The organism is Mitsuaria sp. BK037 (genome assembly GCF_014193045.1).
GTDB lineage: Bacteria > Pseudomonadota > Gammaproteobacteria > Burkholderiales > Burkholderiaceae_C > Roseateles.
Genome location: NZ_JACHYS010000001.1, coordinates 156,498 through 170,988, shown reverse-complemented (window position 1 = coordinate 170,988; position 14,491 = coordinate 156,498). Strand labels below are relative to the sequence as shown.

The 14,491-nt window shown below is 69.3% G+C and carries 11 protein-coding genes; all 11 read right to left on the bottom strand.

Features of this window, described 5'->3' with window-relative positions; all coding sequences use genetic code 11:
- Positions 1 to 24: 24 nt before the first annotated feature.
- Complete coding sequence (locus tag FHT37_RS00750; protein WP_183478497.1) at positions 25 to 1,842, bottom strand: acyl-CoA dehydrogenase; 1,818 nt, start codon at positions 1,840 to 1,842, stop codon at positions 25 to 27.
- A 129-nt stretch (positions 1,843 to 1,971) separates the two neighbouring features.
- Positions 1,972 to 3,147: an acetyl-CoA C-acyltransferase gene (locus tag FHT37_RS00745; protein ID WP_183478496.1), complete on the bottom strand. Its 1,176-nt coding sequence runs from the start codon at positions 3,145 to 3,147 to the stop codon at positions 1,972 to 1,974.
- 28 nt (positions 3,148 to 3,175) lie between these two features.
- Positions 3,176 to 5,272 (bottom strand): 3-hydroxyacyl-CoA dehydrogenase NAD-binding domain-containing protein, encoded by a 2,097-nt coding sequence (locus tag FHT37_RS00740; RefSeq protein WP_183478495.1) that lies wholly within the window; start codon positions 5,270 to 5,272, stop codon positions 3,176 to 3,178.
- A gap of 255 nt (positions 5,273 to 5,527) precedes the next feature.
- Positions 5,528 to 6,055: a hypothetical protein gene (locus FHT37_RS00735; RefSeq protein WP_091722589.1), complete on the bottom strand. Its 528-nt coding sequence runs from the start codon at positions 6,053 to 6,055 to the stop codon at positions 5,528 to 5,530.
- A gap of 138 nt (positions 6,056 to 6,193) precedes the next feature.
- Complete coding sequence (locus FHT37_RS00730) at positions 6,194 to 6,772, bottom strand: hypothetical protein (protein ID WP_183478494.1); 579 nt, start codon at positions 6,770 to 6,772, stop codon at positions 6,194 to 6,196.
- 169 nt (positions 6,773 to 6,941) lie between these two features.
- Positions 6,942 to 7,682, bottom strand: coding sequence for an ABC transporter ATP-binding protein (locus FHT37_RS00725; RefSeq protein WP_091725019.1), 741 nt, complete (start codon positions 7,680 to 7,682; stop codon positions 6,942 to 6,944).
- Positions 7,683 to 7,714: 32 nt separating this feature from the next.
- Complete coding sequence (locus FHT37_RS00720; RefSeq protein WP_255511594.1) at positions 7,715 to 8,506, bottom strand: ABC transporter ATP-binding protein; 792 nt, start codon at positions 8,504 to 8,506, stop codon at positions 7,715 to 7,717.
- Positions 8,503 to 9,885, bottom strand: coding sequence for a branched-chain amino acid ABC transporter permease (locus FHT37_RS00715; RefSeq protein WP_091722583.1), 1,383 nt, complete (start codon positions 9,883 to 9,885; stop codon positions 8,503 to 8,505). Before FHT37_RS00715 ends, FHT37_RS00720 begins: the two co-directional genes overlap by 4 nt.
- Positions 9,886 to 9,900: 15 nt before the next feature.
- The gene (locus FHT37_RS00710) at positions 9,901 to 10,845 is read right to left on the bottom strand and encodes a branched-chain amino acid ABC transporter permease (RefSeq protein ID WP_221211005.1); all 945 of its coding nucleotides are present in this window, start codon (positions 10,843 to 10,845) and stop codon (positions 9,901 to 9,903) included.
- 216 nt (positions 10,846 to 11,061) lie between these two features.
- Positions 11,062 to 12,321 (bottom strand): branched-chain amino acid ABC transporter substrate-binding protein, encoded by a 1,260-nt coding sequence (locus FHT37_RS00705; protein WP_091722577.1) that lies wholly within the window; start codon positions 12,319 to 12,321, stop codon positions 11,062 to 11,064.
- 218 nt (positions 12,322 to 12,539) lie between these two features.
- Positions 12,540 to 14,210: a 3-(methylthio)propionyl-CoA ligase gene (locus FHT37_RS00700; protein ID WP_147239708.1), complete on the bottom strand. Its 1,671-nt coding sequence runs from the start codon at positions 14,208 to 14,210 to the stop codon at positions 12,540 to 12,542.
- Positions 14,211 to 14,491: the final 281 nt, after the last annotated feature.

Here is a 14,491-nt window from a genome sequence, read left to right as displayed (position 1 = left end):
CCGGCCGGTCGGCGGCGGCGGCGCTCAGAACCAGGCGTCGCGCATCTCGCGCGTGAGCGCCTCGCGCCGCGCGACCACGCCCAGCCAGGCCGTGACCTTGGGCAACTCGTAGGCGAAGAAATAGCGCTGCGCGGCGCGCTTGCCCTGGGCGAAGTCGTCGTCCCGCCCTTCGAGCGCGAGCACCACGTCCAGCCAGATCCACGCCAGCACCGCGTGCCCGAAGGCCTGCAGGTAGGGCGTGGCATTGGCCAGCGCCTCCTCCGGCTCCCCGGTGGACCAGGCCTTCTTCGTCGCGCCGCCGACCGCGGCCAGCGCCGCGCCGAGTTCATTGGCGGCCTCCGCCAGCCCCGGCACCTGGCCGGCGCGCTGCGCGGTGTCGCTGATGCGCGTGGCCAGCGCCATCAGCGCCTGGCCGCCGTCCATCACCACCTTGCGGCCCAGCAGGTCCAGCGCCTGGATGCCGTGCGTGCCCTCGTGGATCATGTTCAGGCGGTTGTCGCGCCAGTACTGCTCCACCGGGAAATCGCGGGTGTAGCCGTAGCCCCCCAGCACCTGGATCGCCAGCGAGTTGGCCTCCAGGCACCACTCGCTGGGCCAGCTCTTGGCGATGGGGATGAGCACCTCCAGCAGCCGCTTCGCGGCCGCGGACTCGTCGGCGCTGCCGGTGTGCTGCTCGTCGACGAGACGCGCGCAGAACAGCTCCAGCGCCAGCCCGCCCTCGACATAGCTCTTCTGCGCCAGCAGCATGCGCTTGACGTCGGCGTGCTCGATGATCGGCCGCTGCGGCTGGGCCGCGTCCTTGCCGGCCGCCGTCATCGGCCGGCCCTGCGGGCGCTGGCGCGCGTAATCGAGGCTGGCCTCGTAGCCGGCATAGCCCAGCATCACCGCGCCGAGGCCGACGCCGATGCGGGCCTCATTCATCATGTGGAACATGCAGCGCAGGCCCTCGCCCGGCTGGCCGACGAGGTAACCGATCGCGCCGCGCCGACCGCCCGGCGTGTGGCGGCCCTCGCCGAAGTTGAGCAGGCAGTTCGTCGTGCCGCGATAGCCGAGCTTGTGGTTCAGGCCCGCGAGCGTCACGTCGTTGCGCTCGCCGGTCAGGCGGGCGTCCGTGTCGACGAGGTGCTTGGGCACGATGAACAGCGAGATGCCCTTCGTCCCGGGCAGCGGCTTGCCATCGGGGCCGGGGATCTTCGCGAGCACCAGGTGGACGATGTTCTCGGTGAGCTCGTGCTCGCCGCCGGAGATCCACATCTTGTTGCCGGTCAGCCGGTAGCGCGGTCCCAGCGGATCGGCCTGGAAGCCGTCGCCATCGGGCTCGGCGCGGGTCGCGACGTCCGACAGCGACGAGCCCGCCTGCGGCTCCGACAGGCACATGGTCCCGAACCAGCGCCCGCTGAACTCGTTCATCGCGAAGACCTCGCGCTGCGCCGGCGTGCCGTGCGCCATCAGCAGGTTGGCGTTGCCGTTGGTGAGCATTGCGTAGCCGCCCATGGCCACGCTGGCCTTGCTGAAGAAGCAGTTGGCGGCCATCTCGACGACGCAGGGCAGTTGCATGCCGCCGTGCTCGTAGTCCTGCGCGGCGGCCAGCATGCCGGACCCGACATAGGCCGCGAGCGCTTCGTGCGTCGCCGCGGGCAGATGAACGCGCTCGCCGTCGAAGCGCGGCTCCTCGGTGTCGGCGAGGCGGTTGAACGGTGCGAACTTCTCGCGGGCGATCTTCTCGCAGGTGTCGAGCACCGCATCGAAGGTCTCCCGCGAGTGCTCCGAGAAGCGCTCGCGAGCCGACAGTCGGTCGACCTTCAGCCAGCGGTACAGCAGGAAGTCCAGGGTCTGGCGCATGAGCGCACCTCACGAAGGAGGCGGGGCGCAGCCCGCCGACATCTCAAGCGGAGCCCGGGGATCCGGCTCTGCCGGGCCCTCGGGCTCGCCCCCTGAGGGGGCCGGCGTCAGCCGGTAGGGGGGTGCTCGTCAGAGCACTTCAAAGACCCCCGCGGCGCCCATGCCGCCGCCGATGCACATCGTCACGCAGACGCGCTTGGCGCCGCGGCGCTTGCCCTCGATCAGCGCATGGCCGGTCAGGCGCTGGCCCGACACGCCGTAGGGATGGCCGATCGCGATCGCGCCGCCGTTGACGTTGAGCCGGTCCATCGGGATGCCCAGCTTGTCCGCGCAGTACAGCACCTGCACGGCGAAGGCCTCGTTGAGCTCCCACAGGTCGATGTCGGAGACCTTCAAGCCCAGGCGCGCCAGCACCTTGGGCACGGCGAAGACGGGGCCGATGCCCATCTCGTCGGGCTCGCAGCCTGCCACCGCGAAGCCCAGGAAGCGGCCCAGCGGCGTGAGGCCCTTCTTCGACGCATAGGACTCGCTGACGATCGCGCAGGCGCCGGCGCCGTCGCTGAACTGGCTGGCATTGCCCGCGGTGACCACGCCGCCGGGCAGCGCGGTGCGGATGTCCTTGATGCTCTCGTAGGTGGTGCCCACCCGCAGGCCCTCGTCGACGGAGACGGTGACCTCGCGGGTCATCATCCCGCGCACCTTGTCGGCGACGCCGGCCATCACGGTGATCGGCACGATCTCGGCGTTGAACAGGCCTTCGGCCTGCGCGGCGCAGGCCTTCTGCTGGCTGGCCGCGCCGTAGCGGTCCATGCGCTCCTTGGGGATCTTGTAGCGCTGCGCGACGTTCTCGGCCGTCTGCAGCATGGACCAGTAGATCTCGGGCTTGTGCGCCGACAGCCAGCTCTCATGGCCCATGTGGCGGTTGGCCTCGTTCTGCACGCAGGAGATGCTCTCCACGCCGCCGGCCACGAACACCTCGCCCTCGCCCGCGATGATGCGCTGCGACGCGGTCGCGATGGTCTGCAGGCCGCTGGAGCAGAACCGGTTGATGGTCTGTCCGGACACGGTCACCGGCAGCCCGGCGCGCAGCGCGATCTGGCGCGCGATGTTGCCGCCGGTGGCGCCCTCGGGCGTGGCGCAGCCCATCAGCACATCCTCGACCTCGCCGCCCTCGATGCCGGCGCGTTCCAGCGCGGCGCGGACCACATGCCCGCCCAGGGTCGCGCCGTGGGTCATGTTGAAGGACCCCTTCCAGCTCTTGGCGAGCGGGGTGCGGGCCGTGGAAACGATCAATGCCTTGCTCATTCTGTTGCTCCTGTTCGCGTCCGCGGGGTCAGTCGTTGAAGCCCTTGCCCTGGTCGGCCAGGCGCTTGAGCAGCGGAGCCGGTTCCCAGAACTTCGCGTCGTCATGCGGGTTGCGCGCGAAACGCTTCATCGCCTGCACGACGTTGTAAAGACCGACCGTGTCGGCGTAGCACATCGGACCGCCGCGCCACAGCGGGAAGCCGTAGCCGGTGAGGTAGACCATGTCGATGTCGGAGGCGCGCAGCGCGATGCCCTCCTCCAGGATGCGCGCGCCTTCGTTGACCAGCGCGTAGACCAGGCGGTGCACGATCTCCTCGTCGCTGATCTTGCGCGGCGTGATGCCCAGCGCCGAGCGGTGCATGTCGATCATCTCCAGCACGGTCTTCGACGGGATCGCGTCGCGCTTGCCCGGCAGGTAGTCGTACCAGCCGGCGCCGGTCTTCTGGCCGAAGCGGCCCATCTCGCACAGCAGGTCGGCGGTCCTGGAGTAGCGCAGGTCCGGCTTCTCCTGGTAGCGGCGCTTGCGGATGTACCAGCCCACGTCGTTGCCGGCCAGGTCGCCCATGCGGAACGGGCCCATCGCGAAGCCGAAGCGCTCCATCGCCTTGTCGACCTGCTGCGGCGTGCAGCCTTCCTCGAGCAGGAAACCGGCCTGGCGGCTGTACTGCTCGATCATGCGGTTGCCGATGAAACCGTCGCACACGCCCGACACGACGCAGGTCTTGCGGATCTTCTTGCCCAGCGCCATCACGGTGGCGAGCACGTCCTTGGCGGTGGCCGCGCCGCGCACCACCTCCAGCAGCTTCATCACGTTGGCCGGGCTGAAGAAGTGGGTGCCGATGACGTCCTGCGGCCGCTTGGTGAAGGCGGCGATCTTGTCGACGTCCAGCGTCGAGGTGTTGGAGGCCAGGATCGCGCCGGGCTTCATCACCTCGTCGAGCTGGCGGAAGACCTGCTCCTTGACGCCGATGTCCTCGAAGACGGCCTCGATGACCAGGTCGGCCGAGCCGATGTCGCCGTAGTTCAGCGTGGTGTCCAGCAGGGCCATGCGCTGCGCGTAGCGGTCCTCCTTGAGCTTGCCCTTCTTGACCTGCGCCTCGTAGTTCTTGCGGATGGTGGCGATGCCGCGGTCCAGCGCCTCCTGCTTCATCTCGAGGATCGTCACCGGGATGCCGGCGTTGAGGAAGTTCATCGCGATGCCGCCGCCCATCGTGCCGGCGCCGATGATGGCGACCTTGTCGACGCGGCGCAGCGGCGTGTCCTCGGGCACGTCGGGGATCTTGGAGGCGGCGCGCTCGGCGAAGAAGGCATGGCGCAGCGCCTTGGACTCGGGCGTCAGCATCAGCTGCTGGAAGGCCTCGCGCTCGGCGCGCATGCCGTCCTCGAACTTCATCGAGACCGCGTTGGCGACGGTCTCCACGCACTGCAGCGGCGCCGGGAAGTTCTTGGACATCGCGCCGACGGTATTGCGCGCGAACTGGAAGTAGGCCTGCGCCTCGGGATGCTGCGCCTTGATGTCGCGCACGCGCGGCAGCGGGCGCTTGTCGGCGATCTCCATCGCGAACTGGACGGCGCTGTCGATCAGGTCGCCGTCGATGAGCTTCTGGAACAGCACCTGGCCGGGCACCTGCGCGAGCTGCTCGCTGACCACCGGCTCGCCGCTGACGATCATGTTGAGCGCGGGCTCGACGCCCAGCGCGCGCGGCAGGCGCTGCGTGCCGCCGGCGCCGGGCAGCAGGCCCAGCTTGACCTCGGGCAGCGCGATCTTGGCGCCGGGCGCGGTGACGCGGTAGTGGCAGCCCAGCGCCAGCTCCAGGCCGCCGCCCATGGCGACGCTGTGGATCGCGGCGACGACCGGCTTGGTGCAGGACTCGACACGGGTGATCAGCGAGCCCAGGTTGGGCTCGGCCAGCGCCTTGGGCGAACCGAACTCGCGGATGTCGGCGCCGCCGGAGAAGGCCTTGCCGGCACCGGTGATGACGATGGCCTTGATGGCGGGATCGTTCTCGGCCTGCTCGACGCCCTCGGCGACCGCCAGGCGCGTGGCATGGCCCAGGCCGTTGACCGGCGGATTGTTGAGCGTGATCACCGCGACCTGGCCGCGGACTTCGTAGCTGGCACCCATGTGTGTTCCTTCCAGTGGGGGGAAACGCGTCGCCGCCGGTCGGGGGTCTCCTCGGACACCGGGACGAAAAGAACGATCGTTCGATTCTAGGCAGCGCCGACGCGCGCCGCTTGTCTCTGCTGTGACAGGGCGCTACGGGAGAAGTGCGGAGGTGGGGTGTCGCGCAGGTGGCGCGGGGATCGAGCGGATCGCGCGAATCGCGTGGATCGCGCGTGGGGATGGCGCCGGCGCGGCCGCCCGCTCAGAACGGCTTGCTCAGAACGGCTTGTCGAGCTGCGTCGGCATGAAGCCGCGCGAATGGGGGCCGTCGTCGTCCTGGATCTCGGTGCGGGCGAAGCCGCCCTCGGCGGCCCGCTCGCGGGCGCGTTCCTGGCGCTCCAGCGCCGCGTCGACGCTGGCGACCGTCGGCACGGGCGCACGCGGCTTCTCGATCGGACGGAAGCCCGCCAGCGGCGCGGGGCCGCTCACCGGCACGCCGGCCTCCAGCGGGAGGATCGATTCAGGGCCGTCGACCGACTCGCCGGACGCCGCGGCCTGGGCCGCCTTGCGGCGCAGGCGCTCGGCGACCATGCGCAGTTCACCCAGCTCCATCTGCTGGCGCTCGATCTGGCGGCGCGCCTGCGTGGTCTGTTCATTGAGCAGCAGCCGCGAGGACTCGATGCGATCGATCAGGCGCCGCGCGCGCTTGAGCTTGCTCCACCACCACGCGCTCGCGAGCGCGCCCCCGACGGCCATTCCGGCCAGCGTCCCGACGACGACCATCCAAGGCTGCACCGCGCTCATGGCCGGCTCCCCGTTCTTGTTTCCTGGCGGCCAATGTAGTGCGGCCCCGGGGTCGCTGTCGCGCCCGGAGCCACCCGGATCAGGGGACGCGGCAACGCCGCACGGCACACCTACGTCGGGGGGAGGACGGTGTCGGGATCAGGGTTCGGGATGGGGCTGCGTCGGCAGGAAGCCGAACGGGATCGGCGGCAGCGTGGGGGTGGGCGTGGGTGTCACCGGCGTCGCCCGCTGCATCGGCCGCTCCATCGGCTCGGTGGGACTGAAGCCCCCGGCGGCGGCGCGCTCACGGGCACGCTCGAAGCGCTCGGCATGCGTGAGCGGGGTGGCCGAGGCAGTCGCCGCCGCATCCGACGCCACGTCCGCCACCACGTTTGGGCGCGCCACGGCGCCCATGGACAGCGGCGCATGCGCGCTGATCGGCGCCAACATCGAGTCGCCGCTGTCGATGGGCAACGGACGGCTCGCCGCGAACTGCGTCTTGCGCCGCATGTGCTCCATCGTGAGGCGAAGCTCCAGCATCTCCATCTGCAGCTTCTCGATCTGCCGGCGCGCCTGGCCGACCTGCTCCTCGATCTGCCGGCGCGAGGCCTGCAGCTGATCGATCAGCGCCCGGGCCGTCCGCAGCTTGCGTCCCCACCATGCGCTCGCGATCGCCGCCCCCGCTCCCGCGCCGGCCAGCGCGCCGGCCGCCAGCATCCAAGGCTGCAACAAGTTCATGGAGGGACCCCGCTCGTGTGATTCGCGCCGTCACTGTAGGGCGGCAGGCGCGCGAAGCCTTCACCAGGAGCGGGCATTTTTCACCGGATCGCGGGCCGCGTCGCCCGCCGGTGGCTGGCTCGTCACGCCGTCGACATGGTGTCGTGACGGATGTAACCGGCGACCGGCCTCAGACCTCCAGCCACTCCTTGCGGACGTAGGCGTTGGCGCGCAGGTCGGCGGGCGTGCCCTCGAAGACGATGCGGCCATGGCCCATCACGTAGCAGCGCTCGGAGATCTCCAGCGCGATGGCCAGCTTCTGCTCGACCAGCAGCACCGAGACGCCGCGCCGCTTGAGCTCCTTCAGGTACTCGGCCACCAGCTCGACGATCTTGGGCGCCAGGCCCTCGGTCGGCTCGTCGATCATGATCAGGTCGGGGTCGCCCATCAGCGTGCGGCACAGCGTCAGCATCTGCTGCTCGCCGCCGGACAGCACACCGGCCTCGGTGTGCTGGCGCTCCTTCAGGCGCGGGAACATCGCGTACATGTCGTCGAAGCTCCAGCGCGGCGCGGCCCCCTTGCGCCGGCCCTTCTCGCCGAGCATCAGGTTCTGGTGCACGGTGAGCTTGGGGAAGATGTCGCGGTTCTCCGGCACGTAGCCGATGCCGCGATGCGCGATCTCGTAGGCCTTGCGGCCCAGCAGCTCCTGGCCGCCCCAGGCGATCGCGCCGGTGCCGTCGACCTGGCCCATGATGGTCTTGACCGTCGTCGAGCGCCCCGAGCCGTTGCGCCCCAGCAGGCTGACGATCTCGCCGGGACGCACCTCCATCGTCACGCCGTGCAGCACATGGCTCTTGCCGTAGAAGGCATGGACGTTGTCCAGCCGCAGCGCGCGCGTGCCGGCGGCCGGCGTGGCGCCCGCGGCGCGCATCGCGCCGACGTTGGTGTCATGAAGGGCGGCGCTCATGCATGGGCTCCCGCGGCCTGCGATTCGGCCAGCACCGATCCCAGGTAGGCCTCCTGGACACGCGTGTTGGCGCGCACCGCGTCGGGCGTGTCGAAGGCGATCACTTCGCCGTAGACCAGCACCGCGATCTTGTCGGCCAGGCCGAAGACCACGCCCATGTCGTGCTCCACCGTCAGCAGCGTGCGGCCCTCGGTGACCTGGCGGATCAGCTGGATGAAGCGTTTGGTCTCGCTCTTGCTCATGCCGGCGGTGGGCTCGTCCAGCAGGATCACCTGCGCGCCGCCGGCGATGGTGATGCCGATCTCCAGCGCGCGCGCCTCGGCATAGGTCAGGTTGATCGCGGGCACGTCGCGCTTCTTGTCCAGGTGCAGCATCTCCAGCAGTTCCTCGACGCGGTCGTTGACGTCGTCCATGCCGGCCAGGAACTTCCAGAATGCGTACTTGTGGCCCATCGACCAGAGCAGCGCGCAGCGGATGTTCTCGAACACCGACAGCCGCGTGAACAGGTTGGACACCTGGAAGCTGCGCGACAGCCCCCGGCGGTTGATCTTGTAGGGCGGCAGCTGGTCGATGCGCTCGCCGAAGAGCCGGATCTCGCCGCTGGTGGGCGCGAAGCGGCCGCTGATGAGGTTGAACAGCGTGGACTTGCCCGCGCCATTGGGCCCGATGATCGCGACCCGCTCGCCGGGTTTCACCGCGAGGTCGGCACCGCGGATGATCTCGCTCTTGCCGAAGCTCTTGCGCACGGCCTGCAGCTCCAGCGCGTAGGGGATGTTGGCGGTGCTCACAGGCTTTCCCTCCGCTTGATTTCTTTCTCGATCTCCTCCTGCGCCCGGTCCCACTCGGCGCGGAACTGGCGGCGCAGCAGCTCGAAGAGCCCCAGCCCGGTCAGCAGCACGAAGCCGGCGCCGAACCAGGACTCGACGCTCTTGGCATCGAGCGCCAGGCCCAGGTACTTCATCTGCGGGCCGAGCGCCTCGTTGAGCTGCAGGTGGTAGAGCATCTCCACCATCGCCGAGCCGCCCAGCAGCATCGTCGCCGCGGCGCCGGCCAGGCCCAGGTAGGACGGCCACAGCGCGCGCAGCTTGCCGAAGGCGGCCAGGCGCAGGTTCATCATGATCAGCGAGGCGATGCCGCCCGGCGCGTACATCACCATGAACAGGAACACCAGGCCGAGGTACAGCAGCCAGGCCTTGGTCAGCTCCGACAGCAGCACCAGCGCCACCACCATCAGTACCGCGCCGATGATGGGCCCGAAGAAGAAGGTCGCCCCGCCCAGGAAGGTGAACAGCAGGTAGGCACCCGAGCGCGCGGCGCCGACGACCTCGGCGGTGACGATCTCGAAGTTCAGCGCCGACAGCCCACCCGACACGCCGGCGAAGAAACCCGCGATCAGGAAGGCCAGGAAGCGCACCCACTGCGTGTCGTAGCCGATGAACTCGACGCGCTCGGGGTTGTCGCGCACCGCGTTGAGCATGCGGCCCAGCGGCGTGCGGGTGAGCGCGTACAGCAGCGCGGTGCAGACGAAGGCGTAGACCGCGATCAGGTAGTACACCTGGATCTGCGGCCCGAAGCTGATGCCCCAGACCGCCTTGCCCACGACGCGGTTGGAGGAGACGCCGCCCTCGCCGCCGAAGAACTCCGGCAGCATCAGCGACATCGACCAGATCAGCTCGCCCAGGCCCAGCGTGATCATCGCGAAGGGCGTGCCCGACTTCTTCGTCGACACGTAGCCGAACAGCGCCGCGAAGAACAGCCCCGCGAGGCCGCCGACCAGCGGCACCAGGCTGACCGGCAGCGCGAGCTGGCCCGCGCCGACGACGTTGAGCGTGTGGATCGCCAGGTAGGCGCCCAGCCCGCTGTAGACCGCGTGGCCGAAGCTGAGCATGCCGCCCTGCCCCAGCAGCAGGTTGTAGGACAGGCACGCGATGATCGCGATGCCCATCTGCGACAACATGGTCTGCGCCAGGCTGCTGGTCCACAGCAGCGGCGCCACCAGCAGTGCCAGCGCGTAGGCGCCCCAGATCAGCCAGCGGCCGACGTTGTGCGGCTTGAAGTGGTAGGTCTCGCCGCGCCGGGCGCGCGGCGGGCGGCCCTGGGCGCGGGCGTCGCCCGGGGCGGCGCCGGACGGCACGGCGGGCGAGGCGGAGGAGGAGGAAGAAGGCATGACGGCGGACATCGATCAGCCCTCCCGGGTGCCGAGCAGGCCCTTGGGCCGGAAGATGAGGATCAGGACCATCAGCAGGTAGGGCAGGATGGGCGCGACCTGGGCCAGCGTGAGCTTGAGCAGCGGGTAGCCGAAGGTGTCGGGGCCGAGCTGGAAGGCCTGGGCGAGCGACACGTCGACGGTCAGCGGCAGCGTCTGCAGCAGCCCGATGACGAGGGACGCGACGAAGGCGCCGGCCAGCGAGCCGATGCCGCCGACCACGACCACCACGAAGATGATGGAGCCGACGATCACCGCCATCGCGGGTTCGGTGACGAAGGTGATGCCGCCGATCACGCCGGCCAGCGCGGCCAGCGCGCAGCCGCTGCCGAACACCAGCATGAACACGCGCGGCACGTTGTGGCCCAGGGCCTCGACCATCTCCGGATGGGTGAGCGCCGCCTGGATGACCAGCCCGATGCGGGTGCGGGTCAGCAGCAGCCACAGCGACAGCAGCATGAACAGCGCCACCACCATCATGAAGGCGCGGGTGAGCGGGAACTTGGAGCAACTGGCGGCGGCGCACAGCGCGGCCGGCGCGTCGCCCCAGGCGAGTTCCAGGGCCTGGCCCGGGGCATGGATCAGGGTGAAGGCGGCGCCCTGCAGCGAGGGCGGCGGCGAGAACGGCACGGCGGTGCGGCCCCAGATCAGCTGCACCACCTCGAGCACGACGTAGGACAGGCCGAAGGTGATCAGCAGTTCGGGGACGTGGCCGAATTTGTGGACGCGCCGCAGCGCGCCGCGTTCGAACAGGGCGCCGCAGCCGCCGACCAGCAGCGGCGCGATCAGCAGCGCGGGCCAGAAGCCGATCCACCCGGCGATCGAGTACGCGAAGTAGGCGCCCAGCATGTAGAAGCTGGCATGCGCGAAGTTGAGCACGCCCATCATGCTGAAGATCAGCGTCAGGCCGGAGCTCAGCATGAACAGCAGCAGTCCGGAGGACAGGCCGTTGAGGAGGTTGATCAGGATCTGTTCCACGTCGTTGTGCTCAGGACTTCGATGCGTTGGCCGCGCTGATGACGGAGGGCGCGGTAGCTGCGCGGACCGATCCCGGGCCGGCAGTGCTCGCCGTACGTTCACGTACGGCTGCGCGCTTCAGCCCGGTCTTGGCCCGCTCGCGACGGGCGGCGGAGCGCCTTACGACGGACGCTTCATCTGGCAGCTTGTAGGCGTGCTGCTGACGAAGGGGTCGAAGGTCTTGACCGGGGCGAAGTTGTAGCCGGTGTTCTCGACGCTGTAGGAGCGCTTGGCGTCAGCCTTCTGCCAGACGGTCAGGAACAGGGTCTGCTGCAGCTGGTGGTCGGTCTTGCGCATCTCCACGTCGCCGTTGAAGGACTTGAACTTCAGCCCTTCCAGCGCCGCCGCGACCTTCACCGGATCGGTGCTCTTGGCCTTGGCCATCGCCGTGCTCAACGCGGTGTAGATGTGGATGACGCTGCCGGTGTAGAAGTCGTCGTTGAACTTGGCCTTGTACTCGTTGGCCCACTTCTCGGGCTCGCCGCCCAGGCTGTTGTGGTTGTACGAGATCTGGAACACGCGCCCCGCGCCCGCCGCGCCCATCGCCGTGGGCGTGCCGGTCACGCCGGCGTAGTAGGTGTAGAACTTGCCGGTGTAGCCGGCCTCGTTGGCGGCCTTGACCAGCAGCGCCAGGTCCGAGCCCCAGTTGCCGGTGATCACCGAATCCGCGCCGCTGGCCTTGATCTTGGCGACATAGGGCGCGAAGTCGCGCACCTGGGCCAGCGGGTGCAGGTCCTCGCCGACGATCTGCACGTCCGGGCGCTTCTTGGCCAGCCCTTCCTTCGCGTACTTGGCGACCTGATGGCCGTGCGCGTAGTTCTGGTTGAGCAGGTAGACCTTCTTGATGTCGGGCTGGTCCTTCATGAAGGTGGTCAGCGCCTCCATCTTCATCGAGGTGTCGGCGTCGAAGCGGAAGTGCCAGTAGCTGCACTTGCTGTTGGTGAGGTCCGGGTCCACCGCCGAGTGGTTGAGGTAGACGACCTCCTTGCCGGGGTTGCGCTCGTTGTGCTTGTTGACCGCGTCGATGATCGCCAGCGCCGCGCCCGAGCCGTTGCCCTGCGTCACGTAGCGCACGCCCTGGTCGATCGCGGACTTCAGCGCGTTGAGCGACTCGGCGGGGCTGAGCTTGTTGTCGATCGGGATGATCTCGAACTTCACGCCGGCGGGGTTGTTGGCGTTGAACTTCTCGGCGAAGAACTGGAAGGACTTCACCTGGTTCTGGCCCACCGGCGCCATCAGGCCGGACAGCGGGTCGATCCAGGCGATCTTCACCGTCTCGCCCTTCTGCGCGTAGGCGCCGGCGGCGGCCGTCAGGGCGAATGCGGCGAGGGCCAGGGGCCGTGCCAGCGAGGAAATCGGACGCGTGCTGTGCTTGCTCATGCTTGTCTCCTGATGTGGTTGTGATGCAAGGCGATCGGAAGCCACGGGGTACGGCGTGGTACGGCCTGGTACAGCGGGAAGCGGCGGACTGCTGGGGACTGCGGTGAAGGGAAATCGGGGCGGCGGAACTCCTGCGTCAGCGGATCGATGCGCGTCGGGGCTTTGGAAGCGCGAGCCCTCGGGATGGGATCGCCAGGCGGTGGACCGTCGCGGCGGCCTCAGCCGCCCGGCAGCTTGTGGCCCTTGAACTGCTCGCGCAACTTGAGCTTGAGCATCTTGCCGGTGGCCGTGTGCGGGATCTCGTCGACGAAGACGACGTCGTCGGGCACCTGCCACTTGGCGATCCGGCCCTCGTAGAAGCCCAGCACCGACTCACGCGTCAGCGCCGCGCCGGCGTCGCCGGGTTTGCGCACCACCACCAGCAGCGGTCGCTCGTCCCACTTGGGATGCGGCACGGCGATGACGGCGGCCTCGTGGATCGCCGGATGCGCCATCGCGATGTTCTCGACGTCGATCGAGCTGATCCATTCGCCGCCGGACTTGATCACGTCCTTGCTGCGGTCGGTGATCTGCATGAAGCCGTCGGCATCGATGGCGGCGACGTCGCCGGTCGGGAACCACAGGCCGGCGTCGCGGCCGTCCTCGCCGGTGACGCGGAGCAGCGGCGAGTCCGCGTGGCCGAAGTAGCTGTCGATGACCCAGGGCCCGCGCACGACCAGGTTGCCCGAGGTCTTGCCGTCCCAGGGCAAGGCCTTGCCGGCGTCGTCGACGACCGCCATGTCCACGCCGTAGATCGCCTTGCCCTGCTTCTCCAGCAGGTGGCGCTGCTGCTCCTGGGGCAGCTTCAACTGCTGGCTGCCGAGCCGCGACAGCGTGCCCAGCGGCGACATCTCGGTCATGCCCCAGGCGTGGATCACCTCCACGCCGTAGTCGTCCATCAGCGTGCGCAGCATCGCCGGCGGGCAGGCCGAGCCGCCGATCACGGTGCGCTTGAAGCTCGAGAACTTCAGCCCGTTCGCGCCGACGTAGTTCAGCAGCCCCAGCCACACCGTCGGCACGCCGGCGCTGAAGCTCACCTGCTCGGACTCGAAGAGCTCGTAGAGCGACTTGCCGTCCAGGTGCGGCCCCGGCAGCACCAGCTTGCAGCCCACGAGCGCGGTGCTGTAGGGCAGGCCCCAGGCGTTGACGTGGAACATGGGCACCACCGGCAGGATCACGTCGCGGCGCGAGCAGGCCATCGCGTCGGGCAGCGCCGCGCCATAGGCATGCAGGACCGAACTGCGGTGGCTGTAGACGGCGCCCTTGGGATGGCCGGTCGTGCCGCTCGTGTAGCAGATGCTGGACGCGGTGTTCTCGTCGAACTCGGGCCAGACGTAGCGGCCGTCCTCGGCCTCGACCAGGTCCTCGTAGCAGCGCAGGTCGGGGATGGACGACTCCACCGGCATGTGGGCGCGGTCCGTCATCAGGATGAAGTGGCGGACCTGGCCGAGCTGCGGCGCGAGCTTCTCGACCAGCGGCAGGAAGCTCAGGTCGAAGCACAGCGCGCGGTCGGCGGCGTCGTTGGCGATCCAGGCGATCTGCTCGGGGAACAGGCGCGGATTGATGGTGTGGCAGACCAGGCCCGAGCCGGAGGTGCCGTAGTAGAGCTCGAGGTGGCGGTGGCCGTTCCAGGCCAGCGTGCCGACGCGGTCGCCGGGCGCCAGGCCCAGCCGCGCGAAGGCCTGCGCGAGCTGGCGGGCCCGGAACTCGACCGCCGCCCAGGTGGTGCGGTGCAGGTCGCCCTCGACCCGCTTGCTGACGATCTCGGTATCCCCGGAATGCCGCGCCGCGTGCTGGATCACCGACGAGATCAGCAGCGGCATCGACATCATCTGGCCCATCAGTGCCATGTCGTCTCCTGGATATTGTTCCGGTGCCTCTGGGGCCGCCGGTCGCGCGCGAAGCGCTCCGACGGCGCGCGGGCGCCTTGATTTCGGCTGTTCGAGTCAGTCTATCGACGGCCCCGGACGCCTCGCGTCACCCTAGTGACGCGGCGGCGATTCCGGCATAGGGGATTACACGGGACACCGCGCGGCCCAGGGGCCTTGGCACGGTCGCGGCGCCGTGCCGAGAATCGGTGCGTCCAGGCCCTCACATCGAAAAACCGGAAGCTCACGACAAGGAGACATCG

Excerpts from the sequence above, each read along its gene's own strand:
- FHT37_RS00750 (WP_183478497.1), bottom strand. The coding sequence starts at position 1,842 with ATGCGCCAGACCCTGGACTTCCTGCTGTACCGCTGGCTGAAGGTCGAC.
- FHT37_RS00745 (WP_183478496.1), bottom strand. The coding sequence starts at position 3,147 with ATGAGCAAGGCATTGATCGTTTCCACGGCCCGCACCCCGCTCGCCAAG.
- FHT37_RS00740 (WP_183478495.1), bottom strand. The coding sequence starts at position 5,272 with ATGGGTGCCAGCTACGAAGTCCGCGGCCAGGTCGCGGTGATCACGCTC.
- FHT37_RS00735 (WP_091722589.1), bottom strand. The coding sequence starts at position 6,055 with ATGAGCGCGGTGCAGCCTTGGATGGTCGTCGTCGGGACGCTGGCCGGA.
- FHT37_RS00730 (WP_183478494.1), bottom strand. The coding sequence starts at position 6,772 with ATGAACTTGTTGCAGCCTTGGATGCTGGCGGCCGGCGCGCTGGCCGGC.
- FHT37_RS00725 (WP_091725019.1), bottom strand. The coding sequence starts at position 7,682 with ATGCGCGCCGCGGGCGCCACGCCGGCCGCCGGCACGCGCGCGCTGCGG.
- FHT37_RS00715 (WP_091722583.1), bottom strand. The coding sequence starts at position 9,885 with ATGCCTTCTTCCTCCTCCTCCGCCTCGCCCGCCGTGCCGTCCGGCGCC.
- FHT37_RS00710 (WP_221211005.1), bottom strand. The coding sequence starts at position 10,845 with ATGCTGAGCTCCGGCCTGACGCTGATCTTCAGCATGATGGGCGTGCTC.
- FHT37_RS00705 (WP_091722577.1), bottom strand. The coding sequence starts at position 12,321 with ATGAGCAAGCACAGCACGCGTCCGATTTCCTCGCTGGCACGGCCCCTG.
- FHT37_RS00700 (WP_147239708.1), bottom strand. The coding sequence starts at position 14,210 with ATGGCACTGATGGGCCAGATGATGTCGATGCCGCTGCTGATCTCGTCG.